Source organism: Arenimonas fontis (assembly GCF_008386465.1).
Taxonomy (GTDB): Bacteria; Pseudomonadota; Gammaproteobacteria; order Xanthomonadales; family Xanthomonadaceae; genus Arenimonas; species Arenimonas fontis.
Genome location: NZ_VUOD01000007.1, coordinates 93,520 through 110,202, shown reverse-complemented (window position 1 = coordinate 110,202; position 16,683 = coordinate 93,520). Strand labels below are relative to the sequence as shown.

The window sequence follows — 16,683 nt, the reverse complement described above, 5'->3', positions numbered from 1 at the left end:
CAGGCGCCCGCACAAATTTCCTGCGCACACTGTCAAAGATCCAACCCGCCAGGCCTTCGCCCACGGCCCGGGCATTTCGCCCGAGGGAGCCGCACATTATACGGCGCTTTCCAGAACCGTCAACACCCTTCTCGAGCGCCCCGGTTCCACCGATCACCCCGGCGGGGCCTCCCGGCAGCGGGGCTGCCGGCTCGGCCGGCGCCCCGAAGGGCCGCGCAGGATAACGGCGGTTTGCGGAAATTGGAAGCCTTCCGCCTTGACATGTCGCCCGCGCATCCCGGAACGTCGCCGGATCCGACGCGCCACACCGACGCCATGCGCCTCTTCCTCCTGCTCGCCCTGTCCCTGCTTTCGGCCGGCTGCGCCTCCCGCGGCCAAGCCTGGGTCGAGCTCGGCGGCGAGCGCTTCAGCGTCGAAATCGCCGACGAGCCCGATGAGCGCGCCCGCGGCCTGATGTTCCGCGACCGGCTGGCGGCCGATGCCGGTATGTTGTTCGTGCACGCGGAGGAGCAACCGCTGGCCTACTGGATGAAGAACACCCGCATCCCGCTGGACATCCTCTATTTCGACGCCCGGCGACGCCTGGTGTCGGTGAGCCGGGCCTCGCCGTGCTCGCTGGGCGATCGCTGCCCGCCCTATCCCAGCGCCGGACCGGCGCTGTACGTGCTGGAGCTCAATGCCGGCACGGCCGGACGCCTGGGCGTCGAGCGCGGCGACGAGATCCGCTTCTCTCCGGACATCCCGGAACGCGGCGCCCCCTGAGCCCGTGCTTGATTCCCGGGCCCATGGCCGCCACATTGGCGGCATGGCCAGCCATCGCCCCCTGCCCGACTGGAACGCGCTGGCGCGGCTCGGCGACGACGAACTGCCTTTGCTCGACATCGCCCTGCTGATCGCCCGCGACGAATACCCCGGTCTCGACGCCGCCGCCTATGCCGCCCAGCTCGCGGCCTGGGCCGAGACGCTGCGCCTGCGGGTGGACGCCGCCGCCGACCTGCCGACCCGCCTGACCGAGGTCAACCGGTACCTGTTCGAAGAGCTGGGCTTCGCCGGCAATACCAACGATTACGACGACCCGCGCAACAGCTACCTCAACGAGGTCGTGGACCGGAAACTCGGCATTCCCATCTCCCTGGCCCTGGTGCAGATGGAGGTGACCCGCCGGCTCGGCCTGCCGCTGCAGGGCGTGTCCTTCCCCGGCCATTTCCTGGTCAGGCTGCCGGTTGACGACGGCATCCTGGTGCTCGACCCGTTCAACAAGGGCCGCCCGGTCAGCGCCGAGGAGCTGCGGGTGCGGGCCGTGCCGCACCTGGGCGGGCAGGCCCCGGACGATGGCATGCTGCTGAAGATCCTCGCCCCGGCCTCGAACCGGGTGATGCTGGTGCGCATGTTGCGCAACCTGAAGGGACTGTACCGGGACCGTGGCGACTGGGAGCGGGTGGCGCGCTGCGCCGACCGCCTGCTCAAGCTCGCCCCGGACCTGGCCGAAGCCTGGCGCGACCGCGGCCTGGCCTACCTGGAGCTGGGACACGTCCGCGGTGCCCGCGAGGACCTGGGCCGCTACCTGCAGCTGCTGCCCGAAGCGGAAGACGCCGACGCGGTGCGCGAGGCTCTGGTGATGCTGGCCGGCCAGCCGGCCCGCCTGAACTGAGTGCGGCGGCGCCGGCTCAGGCCACCGGCACCATTTCGAAATCTTCCTTGGTGACGCCGCAATCCGGGCACACCCAGTCGTCCGGGATGTCTTCCCAGCGCGTGCCCGGAGCGATGCCCTCTTCCGGCAGGCCAGCCGCCTCGTCGTAGGTGAACCCGCAAACCACGCACATCCAGGTGCGGTAGGCGGTGGCGGTGTCGGTACTGCTCATTGCGGCCTCGATCATGCGATCAGGGCTAACATTCTCGCATCTTGCCGGCGGCTCCGTGATGAACACCCGCTTCTGGCCGCGCCGCGGCCTCTACCTGCTGACCCCTGACGAGCCGGATACCGGCCGCCTCCTGTCCCGGCTGACACCGGTGCTGGCGGCCGGTCCCGCCCTGGTCCAGTACCGGAACAAGCGGGTCTCGTCCGACCGCTATCGCGAACAGGCCGAAGCGGTGCTGGCGGCCTGCCGGGCCGCCGGCATCCCCATGCTGGTGAACGACGACTGGCGGCTGGCCGGCGAGATCGGCGCCGACGGGGCCCACCTGGGCGAACACGACGGCGCCCTGGCCGAGGCCCGCGCCGCGCTCGGCCCGGCCGCCATCCTCGGCGCCTCCTGCTACGACAGCCTGGCCCGGGCCGAGGCCGCCGCCGCGGCCGGCGCCAGCTACCTCGCCTTCGGCGCCTTCTTCCCCTCCGGCACCAAACCGCAGGCCCGTCGCGCCACGCCGGCCTTGCTGCGCGACAGCGCCCGCTTCGGGCTGCCGCGGGTGGCGATCGGCGGGCTCACGCCCGACAATGCCGCGGCAATCGTCGCCGCCGGCGCCGACCTGCTGGCGGTGATCGGTGCCGTCTTCGATGCCCCCGAACCGGCCGCCGCCACCCGCGCCTTCCGCCGCCTCTTCGAACCAAACCCGCACGAGCAAGCGACACGATGAACACCGACCGCAGCCACGCCCTCTTCACCCGCGCCCAGGAGCTGATGCCGGGAGGCGTGAACTCGCCGGTGCGCGCCTTCCGTTCGGTCGGTGGCGAGCCCTTCTTCGCCGCCCGCGCCGAGGGCGCGTACATCGAGGACGTGGACGGCAATCGCTACCTGGACTACGTCGGCAGCTGGGGGCCGATGATCGCCGGCCACGCTCATCCGGCCGTGCTGGAGGCGGTGGCGAAGGTGATGCGCGATGGCCTGAGTTTCGGCGTGCCCAACGCGCTCGAGGTCGAGATGGCCGAGGAAGTACGGCGCCTGGTGCCCTCGATGGAAATGCTGCGAATGGTGAACTCGGGCACCGAGGCCACGCTGTCGGCCATCCGTCTGGCGCGCGGCGCCACCGGCCGCAGCCGCATCGTCAAGTTCGAGGGCTGTTACCACGGCCACGGCGACAGCTTCCTGGTAAAGGCCGGCTCTGGCGCGCTCACCTTCGGCGTGCCCAACTCGCCTGGCGTGCCCAAGGCCCTGGCCGATCTCACCCTCACCCTGCCCTACAACGACTTCGAAGCGGCGACACGACTGTTCCAGGAGCAAGGCGCCGACATCGCCGGCGTCATCGTCGAGCCGATCGTCGGCAACGCCAACTGCATCCTGCCGCGCGAGGGCTACCTGCAGCATCTGCGGGCCCTGTGCACGAAACACGGCAGCGTGCTGATCTTCGACGAGGTGATGACCGGCTTCCGGGTCGCGCTCGGTGGCGCCCAGGCGCGTTACGGCGTCACGCCCGACCTGAGCACCTTCGGCAAGATCATCGGCGGCGGCATGCCGGTCGGCGCCTACGGCGGCAAGGCCGAACTGATGCGCCAGGTCGCGCCCAGCGGTCCGATCTACCAGGCCGGCACCCTGAGCGGAAACCCGGTGGCCATGGCCGCCGGCCTGGCCACGCTGAAGCTGATCCAGGAGCCCGGCTTCCACGAGACGCTGGAGACGCGCACGCACCGGCTCTGCGACGGCCTGGAAGCCGCCGCCGCCGAAGCCGGCGTGGCGGTCACCACGAACCGCAGCTGCGCCATGTTCGGCCTGTTCTTCAGCCGCGAGAAGGTCGAAACCTTCGCCCAGGCCGTGGCCTGCGACACCGCCGCCTACGGCCGCTTCTTCCATGGCCTGCTCCGGCGCGGGGTCTACTTCGCGCCCTCCGCCTTCGAGGCCGGCTTCCTGTCCAGCGCACACGGCGACGCCGAGATCGACCGGACGCTCGAAGCCGCGCGCGCGGCCTTCCGCGAGGTCCGGGCCGGATGAACCGCCCGGCGCTGGTTCTGTTCGACCTGGATGAGGTGCTGGCCGAATACCGGCACGCGTCCCGGGTCGCCCGCCTGGCCCGCGACACCGGCACCACGCCCGAGGCGGTGCACGCCGCCCTGTTCGACTCCGGCCTGGAAGCCGCCGCCGACCGCGGCGAGCTGGACGGGCCACAAACCCTGGCGGAACTTTCGCGCCGCCTCGGCGCCGAGGTGCGGCTGGAGCACTGGATCGCCGCCCGGCGCGCCGCCATGGCTGCGCACGAACCGGCCCTGGCCCTGGCCCGGGCGGCTGCCCGCCGGGCCCGCGTCGCCATCCTGAGCAACAACGGCCTGCTGCTGCGCGAGCATCTGCCGGCGATGTGCCCGCCGTTGTTTCCGCTGTTCGAGAACGCGGTATTCGTCTCGGCGCAGTTCCGCCGCGGCAAGCCCGATCCGCAGGTCTATCTCGACTGCCTGGCCGAACTCGGGGTGGCACCGAACGAAGCACTGTTCGTGGACGACAAGGCCGCCAATGCCGACGGCGCCCGCGCCGCCGGCCTGCACGCCCACCATTTCACCGGCGCGGACGGCCTGGCGGCCGCGCTGAGCGCGCATCATCTTCTGGAGCCTTCACCATGAAGCACCTGGAAACCCTGGCCGTGCACGCCGGCGGCGAGCCGGACGCCGAAACCGGTGCCATTGCCCCGCCCATCCACCTCAGCACGACCTTCGAACACGGCCCGGCCTGCGAACGCCGCGCCGGCTTCGAATACCAGCGCGAAACCAATCCCACCCAGGTCAGGCTGGAGGCCGCGCTGGCGGCGCTCGAGGGCGGCGAAGCAGCCCTGGCCTACGCATCGGGCATGGCGGCCATGCATGGCCTGCTGGACACGTTGCCGCCGGGCTCGCACTTCCTCTACCCGCGCGACTGCTACACCGGCCTGCGCAGCCTGGCCCAGGAGTTCCTGCCCGAACGCGGCGTTTCCGGCACCGCGCTGGACCTCGCCGACCTGGCCGCCGTGCGCGCGGCGCTGCGGCCGGAAACGCGGCTGATCTGGGTGGAAACGCCTTCCAATCCGCTGCTGGAGATCGCCGACATCGCCGCCCTGGCGGAGATCGCACACGACCACGGCGCCCGCCTGGCCTGTGACAACACCTTCGCCACGCCACTGCTGCAACGGCCGCTGTCGCTGGGCGCCGACCTGGTGATGCATTCCAGCAGCAAGTACATGGGCGGGCACAGCGACACGCTCGGCGGCGCCCTGGTCTTCGCCCGCCGCGACGAGTGGTTCGAACGCGCGGCGCACCGCCGCCACGTCACCGGCCCGGTGGCTTCGCCCTTTGCTTCCTGGCTGGTGCTGCGCGGTCTGCGTTCGTTGCCGGCGCGGATGGCCTGGCATTGCCGGAACGCGCGCGCACTGGCAGAACGGCTGGCCACGCACCCGGCCGTGGCCTCGGTGGCCTGGCCGGGCCTGGCCGCGCATCCAGGCCATGAGATCGCCGCCAGACAGATGCGCGACTTCGGCGCCATGCTCAGCTTCCGCCTGCGTGGCGGCCGCGATGCCGCCCTGAAGGTGGCCGGCGCGCTGCGGCTGGCGCGCAACGCCACATCCCTTGGCGGCCCGGAAACCCTGGTCGAACACCGCGCCTCGGTCGAGGGCAGCATGCGCCAAAGCCCCGAGGACCTTCTGCGGGTTTCGGTCGGCCTGGAGCATCCGGACGACCTGCTCGCCGATTTCGAGCAGGCGCTGGCGCGGGCATGAGCGCCTCCGGCGACCTGCTCGACCTCGGCCCGGCCCGGTCCGAAGGCTGGCGCGCGCGCTGGTTCCGCATCATCTTCCGGCACGACCCGGGCGCGCCCCGTCGCTTCGACCTGCTGCTGATCGCAGCCATCATCGCCAGCGTGGCGGTGGTGATCCTGGACAGCGAAACGGCGCTGCACGCGCGTTACGGCCGCTGGTTCTATGCCCTGGAATGGGGTTTCACCCTGCTGTTCACCGCCGAATACCTGGCGCGTCTGCTGGTGGTGGACCGACCCTGGCGGTATGCGCGCAGCTTCTTCGGCATCATCGACCTGCTGTCGGTGCTGCCCACCTATCTGTCCTTGCTGCTGCCGGGCAGCCAGGCCCTGCTGGTGGTGCGGGTGCTGCGCATCCTGCGGGTGTTCCGCGTGCTGAAACTGGTGGAGTACACCGCGGCGGGCGGGGTGCTGGTCGGCGCACTGTACCGGTCACGACGCAAGATCCTGGTATTCCTGGCCGGCGTGTTGACGGTAGTGGTGATTTTCGCCGCAGCCATGTACGTGATCGAGGGCCCGCGACATGGCTTCACCAGCATCCCGGTGGCGATGTACTGGGCCATCGTCACCATGGCCACGGTCGGCTTCGGCGACATCACGCCGGCGACGCCGCTGGGCCAGTTCGTCACCTCGATATTGATCCTTATCGGTTACGGCGTGATCGCGGTGCCGACCGGCATCTACACCGCCGAACTGGCGCAGGGCCTGCGCGGTGCCCGCCGGCAGGCGACCTGTCCCGGCTGCGGCCTGGCCGACCACGAGGCCGACGCCCGGCATTGCCGGCGTTGCGGCGTCGCGCTGCCGCCGGCGGAGTGAGCCTTTACCAGCTCCCGGTGTTCGGCATCGAGACCCAGGGCTCGCGCGGCGGCAGCGGTTCGCCCTTCTGCAGCAACTCGACGGATATGTGGTCGGGCGAACGCACGAAGGCCATGCGGCCGTCGCGCGGCGGCCGGTTGATCGTCACGCCGAAGGACTGCAGCCGCTCGCAGGTGGCATAGATGTCATCCACGGCGAAAGCCAGGTGGCCGAAGTTGCGGGCGCCGCCATAGTCCTCGTCGTCGTAGTTCCAGGTCAGCTCGACCTCGACCTCCGGGTTCTCCGGCGCAGCCAGGTAGACGAGAGTGAAACGGCCTTCCGGGTAGTCCTTGCGCCGCGTCTCCACCAGGCCCAGGGCGTCGCGGTAGAAGCGCAGCGAGGCATCCAGATCGCGGACGCGCAGCATGGCGTGCAGGTATTTCATCGGCTCCAGCCTCCGCCCAGTTCGGGATCGTCGAGGAACAGGTCGGGCAGCAGCCGCTTGCCCGGGTCCACCGCGTAGTGGCTGAAATCGTCAACGCCGCGCTCGCGCAAAACCGCCTCGTCGATGAGGAAGCGGCCGGTGAGTTCGCGCGCCGGCGTGGTCAGCACCGCGTGCGCGGCCTCGGCCATGATCTCCGGCCGGCGGCAGCGGGCCGGGTCAACGCCGGGAATCATGTTCAGCGCATCGGTGGCGATCACCGTGCGCGGCCACAGCGCGTTCACCGCCACCCCGCGCGGGCCGAACTCCGCCGCCAGGCCCAGGGTCACGAAGCTCATGCCCATCTTGGCCAGGGTGTAGCCCAGGTGCGGGCCCCACCATCTCGGATCGAGGCTGGGCGGCGGCGCCAAGGTCAGGATGTGCGGGTTGTCCGACTTCAACAGGTGCGGCAAGGCCTGCTGCGCGCACAGGAAGCTGCCACGGGCATTGACCTGCTGCATCAGGTCGAAGCGCTTGATCGGCGTGTCGAGGGTGCCGCGCAGCCAGATCGCGCTGGCGTTGTTGACCAGGATGTCCAGGCCGCCGAAACGCTCCACCGTCGCCGCCACCGCCGCCTGTACCTGTTCTTCTTCGCGGATGTCGCAGCGGATGGCCAAGGCCTGACCGCCGGCCGCCTGCACGGCCTCGGCCGCCGAGTGGATGGTGCCCGGCAGCTTCGGATTCGGCACCGCCGATTTGGCGGCAATGGCCACGTTGGCGCCGTCGCGGGCGGCACGCAGGGCGATCGCCAGGCCGATGCCGCGCGAGGCGCCGGTGATCAGCAGGGTCTTGCCGCCCAGGTTCGCCATGACCGTTTCCTTTGCGGAACCGCCGCGGATTCTACCCCGGAGCGGCGGCCTCCCCGCCTATAATCCCGGCCCTATGGATTCGGCCCGCCTCGACGCCCTTGTCAGCTGGATCGGCCAACACCCGATCGCGGCGGGCCTGGTCATCTTCCTGATCGCCTTCGGCGACGCCCTCGTGATCGTGGGCGTGGCCATCCCGGCGGTGCCGCTGCTGTTTGCGGTCGGCACCCTGGTGGGGCTGGGCCACGTGGAAGGCGCCTACGCCCTGGCCTGCGCCAGCCTGGGCGCCTTCGCCGGCGACGGCGTCAGCTATTGGGTCGGCCGGCGCTACGGCCATCAGCTGCGCCAGCGCTGGCCCTTCACCCGACACCCGGAATGGCTGGAGCGTGGTGAACTGACTTTCCGTCGGCACGGCATGAAGTCCATCGTCATGGCCCGCTACATCGGTGCCATCCGACCGTTCGTGCCGGCGATCGCCGGCATGCTCGGCATGCGCCTGCGCCAGTACGTGCCGGCCAGCCTGGTCGCCGCGGCGCTGTGGTCGGCGACCTTCCTGGCACCGGGCTGGTTGTTTGGCGCCTCGCTGGAACTGGTCTCCGCGGTGGCCGGGCCGCTGGCCATCGTCCTGACCGTGGTGCTGATGCTGGTGGCCGGCATCTGGGCGCTGGTGGTCTACGCCTGGCGCTGGCTGGGCGGCCACGCCACCGGCCTGCTCGAACGCGCCCTCGCCTGGTCGCACCGGCATCCGGTGCTGGGTCGCTACACCGAGGCGCTCATCGATCCGACCCGGCCGGAATCGGCCTCCCTGCTGGTGCTGGGCCTGGTGATCGTGTTCGCCGGCTGGGCCTTCTTCACCGTGCTGGGTTCCGTGGGCGGCGGCAGTGCCCCGTCGGCACTCGACCTGATGGTGCACCACGCCATGTTCGGGCTGCGCAATCCGCTGGCGGACACGCCCATGGCTTTCCTGGCCACGCTCGGCGATGCCGTGGTGCTGGCGCCGGCCGTGCTGCTGGTGTTCGCCTGGCTGTGGTGGCGCAAACGCTACGCTGCCGCCTGGCACTGGCTGGCGGCGCCGGCCTTCGCCCTGGTACTGACGACCGTACTGGGCTATTCGCTGGACATGCCCAAACCGCCGGCGGCCACGGCGGTGGCCGGCTTCGGCTTTCCCTCGGTGACCGTAACGCTGGCGACGGTGGTGTACGGCTTCTTCGCCGTGCTGATCGCCCGCGAACTGCCCGGGCGGCAGCGGGTCTGGCCCTACGTGGTGGCGGCCCTGGTGGTGGGCCTGCTGGCGTTCTCGCGCCTGTACCTGGGTGCGCACTGGCTGAGCGACGTGCTGGCCGGCGTCTGCCTGGGCCTGCTGTGGATCGCCGCCCTGGGCATTGCCTATCGCCGCCGCGTGGACCGCTCGTTCTGGGTGCGGCCCCTGGCCACCGTATTTTTCGTCAGCGTGGCCGTGGCGGCCGGCTGGCACGGCAGCCGCACCGCCGAAGCCACCCGCGAACGCTTCGATCCGCCCCTGGCCCACCTGCCGCTGGACGCGGATTCCTGGTGGACCCAGGACTGGCGCCATGCCCTGCCGGCCCGTCGCAACGACATGCACGGCGGCAACGCCTGGCCCCTGAACCTGCAGATAGCCGGCCCGCTGGACGGCATCCGCGCCCGGCTGCTGCTGGCCGGCTGGGAAGAGCTGGAAACCGGCGGCTGGCACGGCCTGCTGCAGACCCTCGACAAGGACATCGGCCCCGACCGGCTAGCGGTGCTGCCGGCCACCCACCAGGGCCGGGCGGAGGCGCTGGTGATGGTCCGCCGCACCGGCCGTGCCGGCGAGCTGCGGGTGCTGCGCCTGTGGGAAGCGCCCTGGCATCTGCAACCGGGCGACCAGCCGCTGTGGATGGGCACGGTGCACACGCTGCGCTTCACCCGGCGCCTCGACTTCTTCAGCTACTGGCAGGCGCAGGCGGACGGCGATGTCCTGCTCGAAGGCTTGCGCGCGGACCTGCATGGCATGGAGTCCGGGCTGGAAGAGCGGGAACCGGGCATCAGGGTGCTGCGCCTGCGCCCACCGGGTGCCTGAGGATCACTCGGTCTGGAAGTCTGGCAGCCGCTCGACCAGCCGCTGCAGGCGCGCATGCGGATCGTCTTCCTGCAGCAGGTGCTGGCGTTCGGCCTGGCTCAGCGGCAACCATTCCGCCAGTCGCCAGCCAACCCACTCGGCCTCGGCCAGCCGGCCCTTGCCCACGCCCTCGTGCTCGATGCCGGCCTTGTCCAGGATGCGCGCCAGCAGCACCGACAACAGCGCGTGCTCGTCGCGCAGGCGTTCGCCCGACCCGAGGGCGGGCAACCAGGCCACGTCGCCCAGTACCAGGCCGTCGTCGCGCACCCGGGTGCGGATCACCCGGAACCGGCGCCGCCCCTCGACCGTGATGCCCAGCAGCCCGTCCTCGGTCTGATTGAAATCGACGATCATGGCCTCGGTGCCCAGCGCCGCCGGCAAGGCCGGCTCGCCGACCTCGCGCCCGGCCAGGATCAGGCAGACGCCGAAGCGTTCGCCGTTGCGGCCGCAGCGTTTCACCAGGTCGAGATAACGCGGCTCGAAGATCCGCAGCGCCAGGCTGCCGCCCGGAAACAGCACCGAGGACAGCGGGAACAGGGGCAGCTCGACCGTGGCCATCTCACTCAACCCGCCAGCACCGCCAGACTGCGGCGCGGCGCATCCTCGAAGCCGCCATTGGACATGAAGACCAGGTGGTCGCCCGGCCGGGCCAGCTCGCGCAGCCGCCCGAGCATGGCATCCACCGTGGGCACCGCCTCGCCCTGCCCGCGCAGGGCCGCGATCACCTTGCCCGCGTCCCAGGGCAGCTCCGGCCGCTGCAGGAAGACCACCGCGTCTGCCAGGTCCAGCGCCGGGGCGATCTGCTCGGCATGTGCGCCCAGGCGCATCGAGTTGCTGCGCGGTTCCATCGCCACCAGGATGCGGGCGGCACCGACCCGGGCGCGCAAGCCCTCCAGGGTGGTACGGATCGCAGTCGGATGGTGCGCGAAGTCGTCGTAGACGGTGACGCCGCCGGCCTCCCCCAGCCTCTCCAGCCGGCGCTTGACGCTGACGAAGTCGGCCAGCGCCGGAATCGCCCTCGCCAGGTCGGCTCCCACCGCATGCGCCGCGGCGATGGCGGCCAGGCCGTTCATCACGTTGTGCCGGCCGACCAGCGGCCAGCGCACCGTGCCCACCATCGCCCCCTTGTGCAGCACGTCGAAGTGGCTGCCGTCGGCGGCATGCAGCCGGGCGCTCCAATCGAAGTCGCCGTCCAGGCCGAAGCGTTCCACCGGCGTCCAGCACCCCATGGCCAACACCTCGGCCAGGGCCCGGTCCTCGCCGTTGACGACCAGCCGGCCGCGCCCAGGCACCGTGCGCAGCAGGTGGTGGAACTGGCGCTGGATCGCCGCCAGGTCGGGAAAGATGTCGGCGTGGTCGTATTCGAGGTTGTTGAGGATGGCCACGGTCGGCCGGTAGTGCACGAACTTGCTGCGCTTGTCGAAGAAGGCCGTGTCGTATTCGTCGGCCTCGAGCACGAACTCGCGGCCGGATCCCAGCCGCGCGGACAGGCCGAAGTTCTCCGGCACGCCGCCGACCAGGAAACCGGGATCGCGGCCGGCGGCTTCCAGCAGCCAGGCGAGGATGGAGGTGGTCGTGGTCTTGCCGTGGGTGCCGGCCACCGCCAGCACCTCGCGCCCGGGCAGCACCCGCTCGCCCAGCCATTGCGCGCCTGAGACGTAGCGCAGGCCGGCATCCAGCACGTATTCCACCGCCGGGTTGCCACGCGAGAGCGCATTGCCCACCACCACCTCGTCCACGTCGGCGGACAGGTGTTCCGGCAGGTAGCCGCTGCGCAGGGCGATGTCCAGCTTCTCGAGCTGGGTGGACATGGGCGGATAGACGTTCCGGTCGCTGCCCTCGACCTCGTGGCCGAGTTCGCGCGCCAGCGCCGCGACACCGCCCATGAAAGTGCCGCAGATGCCGAGGATGTGCAGTTTCATGCCGCCAGCATCGCAGGAACCGGTGCCGGCGGGAACCTCTGCCGGGGGGCGATGACGTCAGACGGCGACGCGGCCCAGGGCGGCAAGGATGCGCTGGAACACCTCGTCCACGCTACCCACACCGTCCACGCGGGCCAGGCGGCCGGCCCGGGCGTAGAAATCCACGACCGGCGCGGTGGCCTCTTCGTAAACGTCCAGGCGCTTGCGCACGGCCTCGGGACTGTCGTCGGCGCGGCCCTCCGCCTGGGCCCGGCCGGCCAGACGCTGGATCAGCAAATCGTTGCCCACGTCCAGCTGCACGGCGATGTCCACCGGTTGGCCCAGGCGGGCCAGCAGCGCCTCCAGGGCATTGGCCTGGGCCAGGTTGCGCGGGTAGCCGTCGAGGATGAAACCCTTGCCGGTGTCGCCGGCGGTCAGGCGTTCCTCCAGCATGCCCAGGACGATCTCGTCCGAGACCAACTGCCCGGCTTCCATCACCGCCTTGGCCTGCCGGCCCAGCGGCGTGCCCGCCTTGACCGCGGCGCGCAGCAGCTCGCCGGTGGAGATGTGCGGGACATCGAGGTGCTCGCGCAGGCGGGCCGCCTGGGTGCCCTTGCCCGAACCGGGCGCGCCGAGAAGTACCAGTCGCATGCTTGCTAGACCTTTAGAAACAAGGACGCACGGCACCGTCTTCACCCCGTTTGGCTATAGTGGGGCCGCCGACTGGCCGTGCGGACGTGGCAACGGTACGGGCCGGGACGGCCCAAGTCAAACGAAAGGCAGCAAGACGATGGGCAAGGGAACGCTCCTTTACGCGCAATCCGGCGGGGTCACCGCCGTCATCAACGCCACCGCCTCGGCGGTGATCCAGGCCGCCCGCGCCCGCAAGGTCAAGGTGTTGGCGGCCCGCAACGGCATCCTCGGCGCCTTGCGCGAGGAGCTTCTGGACACCTCCCGGGAGTCCGCCGCCGACATCCGCGCCCTGGCCCACACGCCGGGCGGCGCCTTCGGTTCCTGTCGCTACAAGCTCAAGTCGCTGGAAGAGGACGGAGCCAGGTACCGGCGCCTGCTGGAGGTGCTCGAGGCGCACGATGTGCGCTGGTTCCTCTACAACGGCGGCAACGATTCGGCCGACACGGCGCTCAAGCTCTCGCGGCTGGCCGAGGCTGCCGGTTACCCGCTGACCTGCGTCGGCGTGCCCAAGACGGTGGACAACGATCTGGTGGCGACCGACAACTGCCCCGGTTTCGGCTCGGCGGCCAAGTACACGGCGGTATCGGTGGCGGAAGCGGCCCTGGACGTGGCGGCAATGGCCGACACCTCCACGAAGGTGTTCGTGTACGAAGCCATGGGCCGGCATGCCGGCTGGCTGGCTGCCGCCGCCGGGCTGGCCGGCCGGGGGCCGGACGAGGCACCGCAGCTGATCCTGTTCCCGGAGCGGCCTTACGACGAAGACGATTTCCTCCGGCGGGTGCGGCAGGTCGTCGAACGGGTCGGCTGGTGCCTGGTGGTGGCCAGCGAGGGAATCCGCACGCCCGAGGGCCGCTTCGTCGCCGACGCCGGTGGCGGCAAGGACGCCTTCGGCCACACCCAGCTGGGCGGCGTCGCACCCTACCTGGCGGCGCGGGTGAAGGACGCGCTGGGCCTGAAGGTGCACTGGACCCTGCCCGACTATCTGCAGCGGTCGGCCAGGCACCTGGCCTCCAAGACCGACCTCGAGCAGGCCCAGGCGGTGGGCCGCAAGGCCGTCGAGTACGCGCTGGCCGGCATGAACGGCGTGATGCCGGTGATCGTCCGCCGCTCGCAGGCGCCCTACCGCTGGACCGTGCAACCGGCCCCGCTGGCGAAGATCGCCAACCACGAAAAGAAGATGCCGGCCGGCTTCATCCGCCGCGATGGCTACGGCATCACCGCCGCCGCCCGACGTTATCTGGAGCCGCTGATCCGCGGCGAGGCGCCGCCGCCCTACGGCCGCGACGGCCTGCCCCGGTACGTGCGCCTGAAGAACCGGCAAGTGCCCAAACGCCTGCCTGCCTGGGAAGCTTGAGCCATGACCGAGCGCCCCGGCTTGTCCTGGCCGCCACTTTCGGGAATGCTTGCCGCCGCGCGAGAACGCGCGACATTCCAAATCAGGGGATCCTTTTGATGACGACCACCATCCTTCGCGCCGGCCTGCTGGGGCTGGCGCTGGCCCTGTTCGTTCTGCCTGCGGCCGCCAGCCCGGCGAACGACGAAACCTCGACTGCCGACGAGGCCTCGGCAGGCGGCACCGCCGCCAGCGAAGCCGCGGCGAGCGAAACGGCCGGCCCCCAGACGCCTGGTGCCGACGCCGCCGGCGCGCCGGCCACCGGCCGGATCATCTTCTTCAGGCCGAAGAAGATGCTGGGCGCCGCCCTGGTGTTCAAGGTCCGTGAGGGCGAGCAGGTGATCGGCATGCTCAAGAGCGGCACCTACTTCGTCGCCGATGTCACCCCGGGTGCGCATACCTACGCCATGCGCTCGGAAACCAAGGATGAACTGACCGTCGAGGTCGAGGCTGGAGGAACCCACTACGTCATGGCCAGCGTGCAGATGGGCGCACTGGCCGGCCGGCCGAATCTTTCGCTGTCGGACCAGGCCGCCTTCGACGAGGCAAACAAGAAGAAGCTCAAGGACATGACCGGCCAGAAGGGCAAGTCCAGGTAATCCCGATCGCGCGGCACCCGGGCGGCCGTCCCTGTCCTGCAGGGGCGGCCGCCCGCGTTTTCGTCCCCTGCGAAACCCTTGTGGCGCGTCAGGGGCCCCTTTGCCATACTCGGCCCGGGCGGCCTGACGGCCGCTTACCTTTGTACGTTCATTGCAGCAACTCTGGGGAGGGTTCGCATGTTCGAGCAGTACGGGTTCCATATCGCGCTGGTCTGCGCTGCCCTGGCCATCGTCTACGGCCTGGTGGTCGCCCGCTGGATCGTCGGGCGCGCCGCCGGCAACGAGAAGATGCAGCGCATCGCCGCCGCCGTGCAGGAAGGCGCCGGCGCCTACCTGCGCCGCCAGTACATGACCATTGCCGTGGTCGGCGTGGTGCTGTTCCTGGTGATCGGCTTCCTGCCGGCCCTGGGCTGGCCGACTGCGATCGGCTTCGCCATCGGCGCCATCCTGTCGGGCCTGGCCGGTTTCATCGGCATGTTCGTCTCGGTGCGCGCCAACGTGCGCACGGCGCAGGCGGCCACGGTCGGCCTGAACGAGGCGCTCGACGTCAGCTTCAAGGGCGGCGCCATCACCGGCATGCTGGTGGTCGGCCTGGGCCTGTTGGGCGTGGCCGGCTACTTCCTGTTCGTTTCCGGCGGCGATGTCGCCGACGGCGAAGCGGTCAATGCCGCCCTGCAACCGATGATCGGCCTGGCCTTCGGCAGTTCGCTGATCTCGATCTTCGCGCGCCTGGGCGGCGGCATCTTCACCAAGGGCGCCGACGTCGGCGCCGACCTGGTGGGCAAGGTCGAAGCCGGCATTCCCGAGGACGACCCGCGCAACCCGGCGGTGATCGCCGACAACGTCGGCGACAACGTCGGCGATTGCGCCGGCATGGCCGCCGACCTGTTCGAGACCTACGCGGTGACGGTGATCGCGGCCATGCTGATCGCCGGCATCCAGTTCGCCGACTACGGCGCCGGCGGCGTGCTGTTCCCGATGGTGCTGGGCGCGGCCTCGATCGTCGCTTCGATCATCGGCACCTTCTTCGTCAAGGTAGGCGCCGGCGGCAAGATCATGAACGCCCTGTACCGCGGCCTGGCGGTATCCGGCGTGCTGGCTGCCGTGGCGTTCTGGTTCATCGCCCATCACCTATTCGACGGTGCGATGGCCGTGCCGCTGTTCTGGTGCGCCCTGATCGGCCTGGGCCTGACCGCCGCCATGGTGATCATCACCGAGTACTACACCGCCACCGAGTACGCGCCGGTCCGGCAGGTGGCCAAGGCCTCGGAAACCGGGCACGGCACCAACGTGATTGCCGGCCTGGCAGTGAGCATGAAGTCCACCGCGGCGCCGGTGCTGGCCGTGGCGCTGGCGATTTGGGGCTGCTACCAGTTGGCCGGCCTGTACGGCATCGCCATTGCCGCCACCTCCATGTTGTCCATGGCCGGCATGATCGTGGCCCTGGACGCCTACGGCCCGATCACCGACAACGCCGGCGGCATCGCCGAGATGTCCGGCATGGACCCGGAGATCCGCAAGACCACCGATGCCCTGGACGCGGTCGGCAATACCACCAAGGCGGTGACCAAGGGTTACGCGATCGGATCGGCCGGCCTGGCGGCGCTGGTGCTGTTTGCCGATTACGCGCACAAGCTGAGCGAGAAGACCGCCGCCACCGGCGATGCCGTCAATTTCTCCATCGACCGCCCGGACGTGCTGATCGGCCTGCTGATCGGCGGCCTGATTCCCTATCTGTTCGGCGCCTATGCCATGCAGGCGGTGGGCCGCGCCGCCGGCGCGGTGGTCGAAGAGGTGCGGCGGCAGTTCCGCGAGATCAAGGGCATCATGGAAGGCACCGGCAAACCGGAGTACGACAAGGCCGTGGACCTGCTGACCAAGGCGGCCATCCGCGAGATGATCCTGCCCTCGCTGTTGCCGCTGGCGGTACCGGTCCTGGTCGGCTTGGTGCTGGGCCCGGCGGCGCTGGGCGGCCTGCTGATGGGCACCATCGTCACCGGCCTGTTCGTCGCCATCTCGATGTGCACCGGCGGCGGCGCCTGGGACAACGCCAAGAAGTACATCGAGGAAGGCCACCATGGCGGCAAGGGCAGCGAGGCCCACAAGGCCGCGGTCACCGGCGACACCGTCGGCGATCCGTACAAGGACACGGCCGGTCCGGCCGTGAACCCGCTGATCAAGGTCACCAACATCGTGGCCCTGCTGCTGATTCCGCTGCTGTAAGCGGGCCGTTTCCGACAGCCCGCCGGCTCGGACA

General features: G+C 70.4%; 17 protein-coding genes. 11 read left to right on the top strand and 6 right to left on the bottom strand.

Annotated elements, in window-relative coordinates; all coding sequences use genetic code 11:
* Nucleotides 1-315: 315 nt before the first annotated feature.
* Nucleotides 316-762: a DUF192 domain-containing protein gene (locus F0415_RS10030; RefSeq protein ID WP_149861083.1), complete on the top strand. Its 447-nt coding sequence runs from the start codon at nucleotides 316-318 to the stop codon at nucleotides 760-762.
* 43 nt (nucleotides 763-805) lie between these two features.
* On the top strand, nucleotides 806-1,651 hold the full coding sequence (locus tag F0415_RS10025; RefSeq protein WP_149861082.1) for a SirB1 family protein: 846 nt from the start codon (nucleotides 806-808) through the stop codon (nucleotides 1,649-1,651).
* Nucleotides 1,652-1,667: 16 nt separating this feature from the next.
* Here F0415_RS10025 and F0415_RS10020 read toward each other — a convergent pair whose 3' ends face one another.
* Complete coding sequence (locus F0415_RS10020) at nucleotides 1,668-1,862, bottom strand: rubredoxin (RefSeq protein WP_149861081.1); 195 nt, start codon at nucleotides 1,860-1,862, stop codon at nucleotides 1,668-1,670.
* A gap of 58 nt (nucleotides 1,863-1,920) precedes the next feature.
* Here F0415_RS10020 and thiE point away from each other — a divergent pair, with 58 nt between their 5' ends.
* The 5 genes from thiE to F0415_RS09995 are packed head-to-tail and all read left to right on the top strand — an operon-like array spanning nucleotide 1,921 to nucleotide 6,458.
* Nucleotides 1,921-2,574 (top strand): thiamine phosphate synthase, encoded by a 654-nt coding sequence (gene thiE / locus F0415_RS10015; protein ID WP_149861080.1) that lies wholly within the window; start codon nucleotides 1,921-1,923, stop codon nucleotides 2,572-2,574.
* Entirely contained in the window at nucleotides 2,571-3,863 is a 1,293-nt protein-coding gene (gene hemL / locus F0415_RS10010; RefSeq protein WP_149861079.1) for a glutamate-1-semialdehyde 2,1-aminomutase, read from the top strand. The genes thiE and hemL overlap by 4 nt, the downstream gene beginning before the upstream one ends.
* A complete protein-coding gene (locus F0415_RS10005; RefSeq protein ID WP_149861078.1) occupies nucleotides 3,860-4,483 on the top strand; it encodes an HAD-IA family hydrolase in 624 nt (207 codons plus the stop codon). The genes hemL and F0415_RS10005 overlap by 4 nt, the downstream gene beginning before the upstream one ends.
* Nucleotides 4,480-5,607, top strand: coding sequence for a trans-sulfuration enzyme family protein (locus F0415_RS10000; protein WP_149861077.1), 1,128 nt, complete (start codon nucleotides 4,480-4,482; stop codon nucleotides 5,605-5,607). The genes F0415_RS10005 and F0415_RS10000 overlap by 4 nt, the downstream gene beginning before the upstream one ends.
* Nucleotides 5,604-6,458, top strand: coding sequence for an ion transporter (locus F0415_RS09995; RefSeq protein ID WP_149861076.1), 855 nt, complete (start codon nucleotides 5,604-5,606; stop codon nucleotides 6,456-6,458). Before F0415_RS10000 ends, F0415_RS09995 begins: the two co-directional genes overlap by 4 nt.
* A gap of 4 nt (nucleotides 6,459-6,462) precedes the next feature.
* Here F0415_RS09995 and F0415_RS09990 read toward each other — a convergent pair whose 3' ends face one another.
* Both F0415_RS09990 and F0415_RS09985 read right to left on the bottom strand, forming a co-directional pair.
* A complete protein-coding gene (locus F0415_RS09990) occupies nucleotides 6,463-6,882 on the bottom strand; it encodes a VOC family protein (protein ID WP_149861075.1) in 420 nt (139 codons plus the stop codon).
* A complete protein-coding gene (locus F0415_RS09985) occupies nucleotides 6,879-7,727 on the bottom strand; it encodes an SDR family oxidoreductase (protein ID WP_149861074.1) in 849 nt (282 codons plus the stop codon). The genes F0415_RS09990 and F0415_RS09985 overlap by 4 nt, the downstream gene beginning before the upstream one ends.
* Before the next feature lie 73 nt (nucleotides 7,728-7,800).
* Between F0415_RS09985 and F0415_RS09980 the strand changes: the two genes are divergently transcribed.
* Nucleotides 7,801-9,801 (top strand): bifunctional DedA family/phosphatase PAP2 family protein, encoded by a 2,001-nt coding sequence (locus F0415_RS09980; protein WP_188310357.1) that lies wholly within the window; start codon nucleotides 7,801-7,803, stop codon nucleotides 9,799-9,801.
* 3 nt (nucleotides 9,802-9,804) lie between these two features.
* Here the strand turns inward: F0415_RS09980 and F0415_RS09975 are convergent, their stop codons facing one another.
* From F0415_RS09975 to F0415_RS09965, 3 genes are read right to left on the bottom strand one after another with little or no spacing between them, the layout of a single operon-like run.
* Nucleotides 9,805-10,398, bottom strand: coding sequence for an LON peptidase substrate-binding domain-containing protein (locus F0415_RS09975; protein WP_149861072.1), 594 nt, complete (start codon nucleotides 10,396-10,398; stop codon nucleotides 9,805-9,807).
* A 5-nt stretch (nucleotides 10,399-10,403) separates the two neighbouring features.
* Nucleotides 10,404-11,762 (bottom strand): UDP-N-acetylmuramate:L-alanyl-gamma-D-glutamyl-meso-diaminopimelate ligase, encoded by a 1,359-nt coding sequence (mpl, locus tag F0415_RS09970; RefSeq protein ID WP_149861071.1) that lies wholly within the window; start codon nucleotides 11,760-11,762, stop codon nucleotides 10,404-10,406.
* Nucleotides 11,763-11,819: 57 nt separating this feature from the next.
* Nucleotides 11,820-12,392, bottom strand: a complete 573-nt coding sequence (locus F0415_RS09965; RefSeq protein WP_149861070.1) for an adenylate kinase — start codon at nucleotides 12,390-12,392, stop codon at nucleotides 11,820-11,822.
* A gap of 139 nt (nucleotides 12,393-12,531) precedes the next feature.
* Here F0415_RS09965 and F0415_RS09960 point away from each other — a divergent pair, with 139 nt between their 5' ends.
* The 3 genes from F0415_RS09960 (at nucleotide 12,532) to F0415_RS09950 (ending at nucleotide 16,649) form a co-directional block, all read left to right on the top strand.
* Nucleotides 12,532-13,788: a 6-phosphofructokinase gene (locus tag F0415_RS09960; protein WP_149861069.1), complete on the top strand. Its 1,257-nt coding sequence runs from the start codon at nucleotides 12,532-12,534 to the stop codon at nucleotides 13,786-13,788.
* 98 nt (nucleotides 13,789-13,886) lie between these two features.
* Nucleotides 13,887-14,426, top strand: a complete 540-nt coding sequence (locus F0415_RS09955; protein WP_149861068.1) for a DUF2846 domain-containing protein — start codon at nucleotides 13,887-13,889, stop codon at nucleotides 14,424-14,426.
* Between the two features lie 177 nt (nucleotides 14,427-14,603).
* Entirely contained in the window at nucleotides 14,604-16,649 is a 2,046-nt protein-coding gene (locus F0415_RS09950; protein ID WP_149861067.1) for a sodium-translocating pyrophosphatase, read from the top strand.
* Nucleotides 16,650-16,683: the final 34 nt, after the last annotated feature.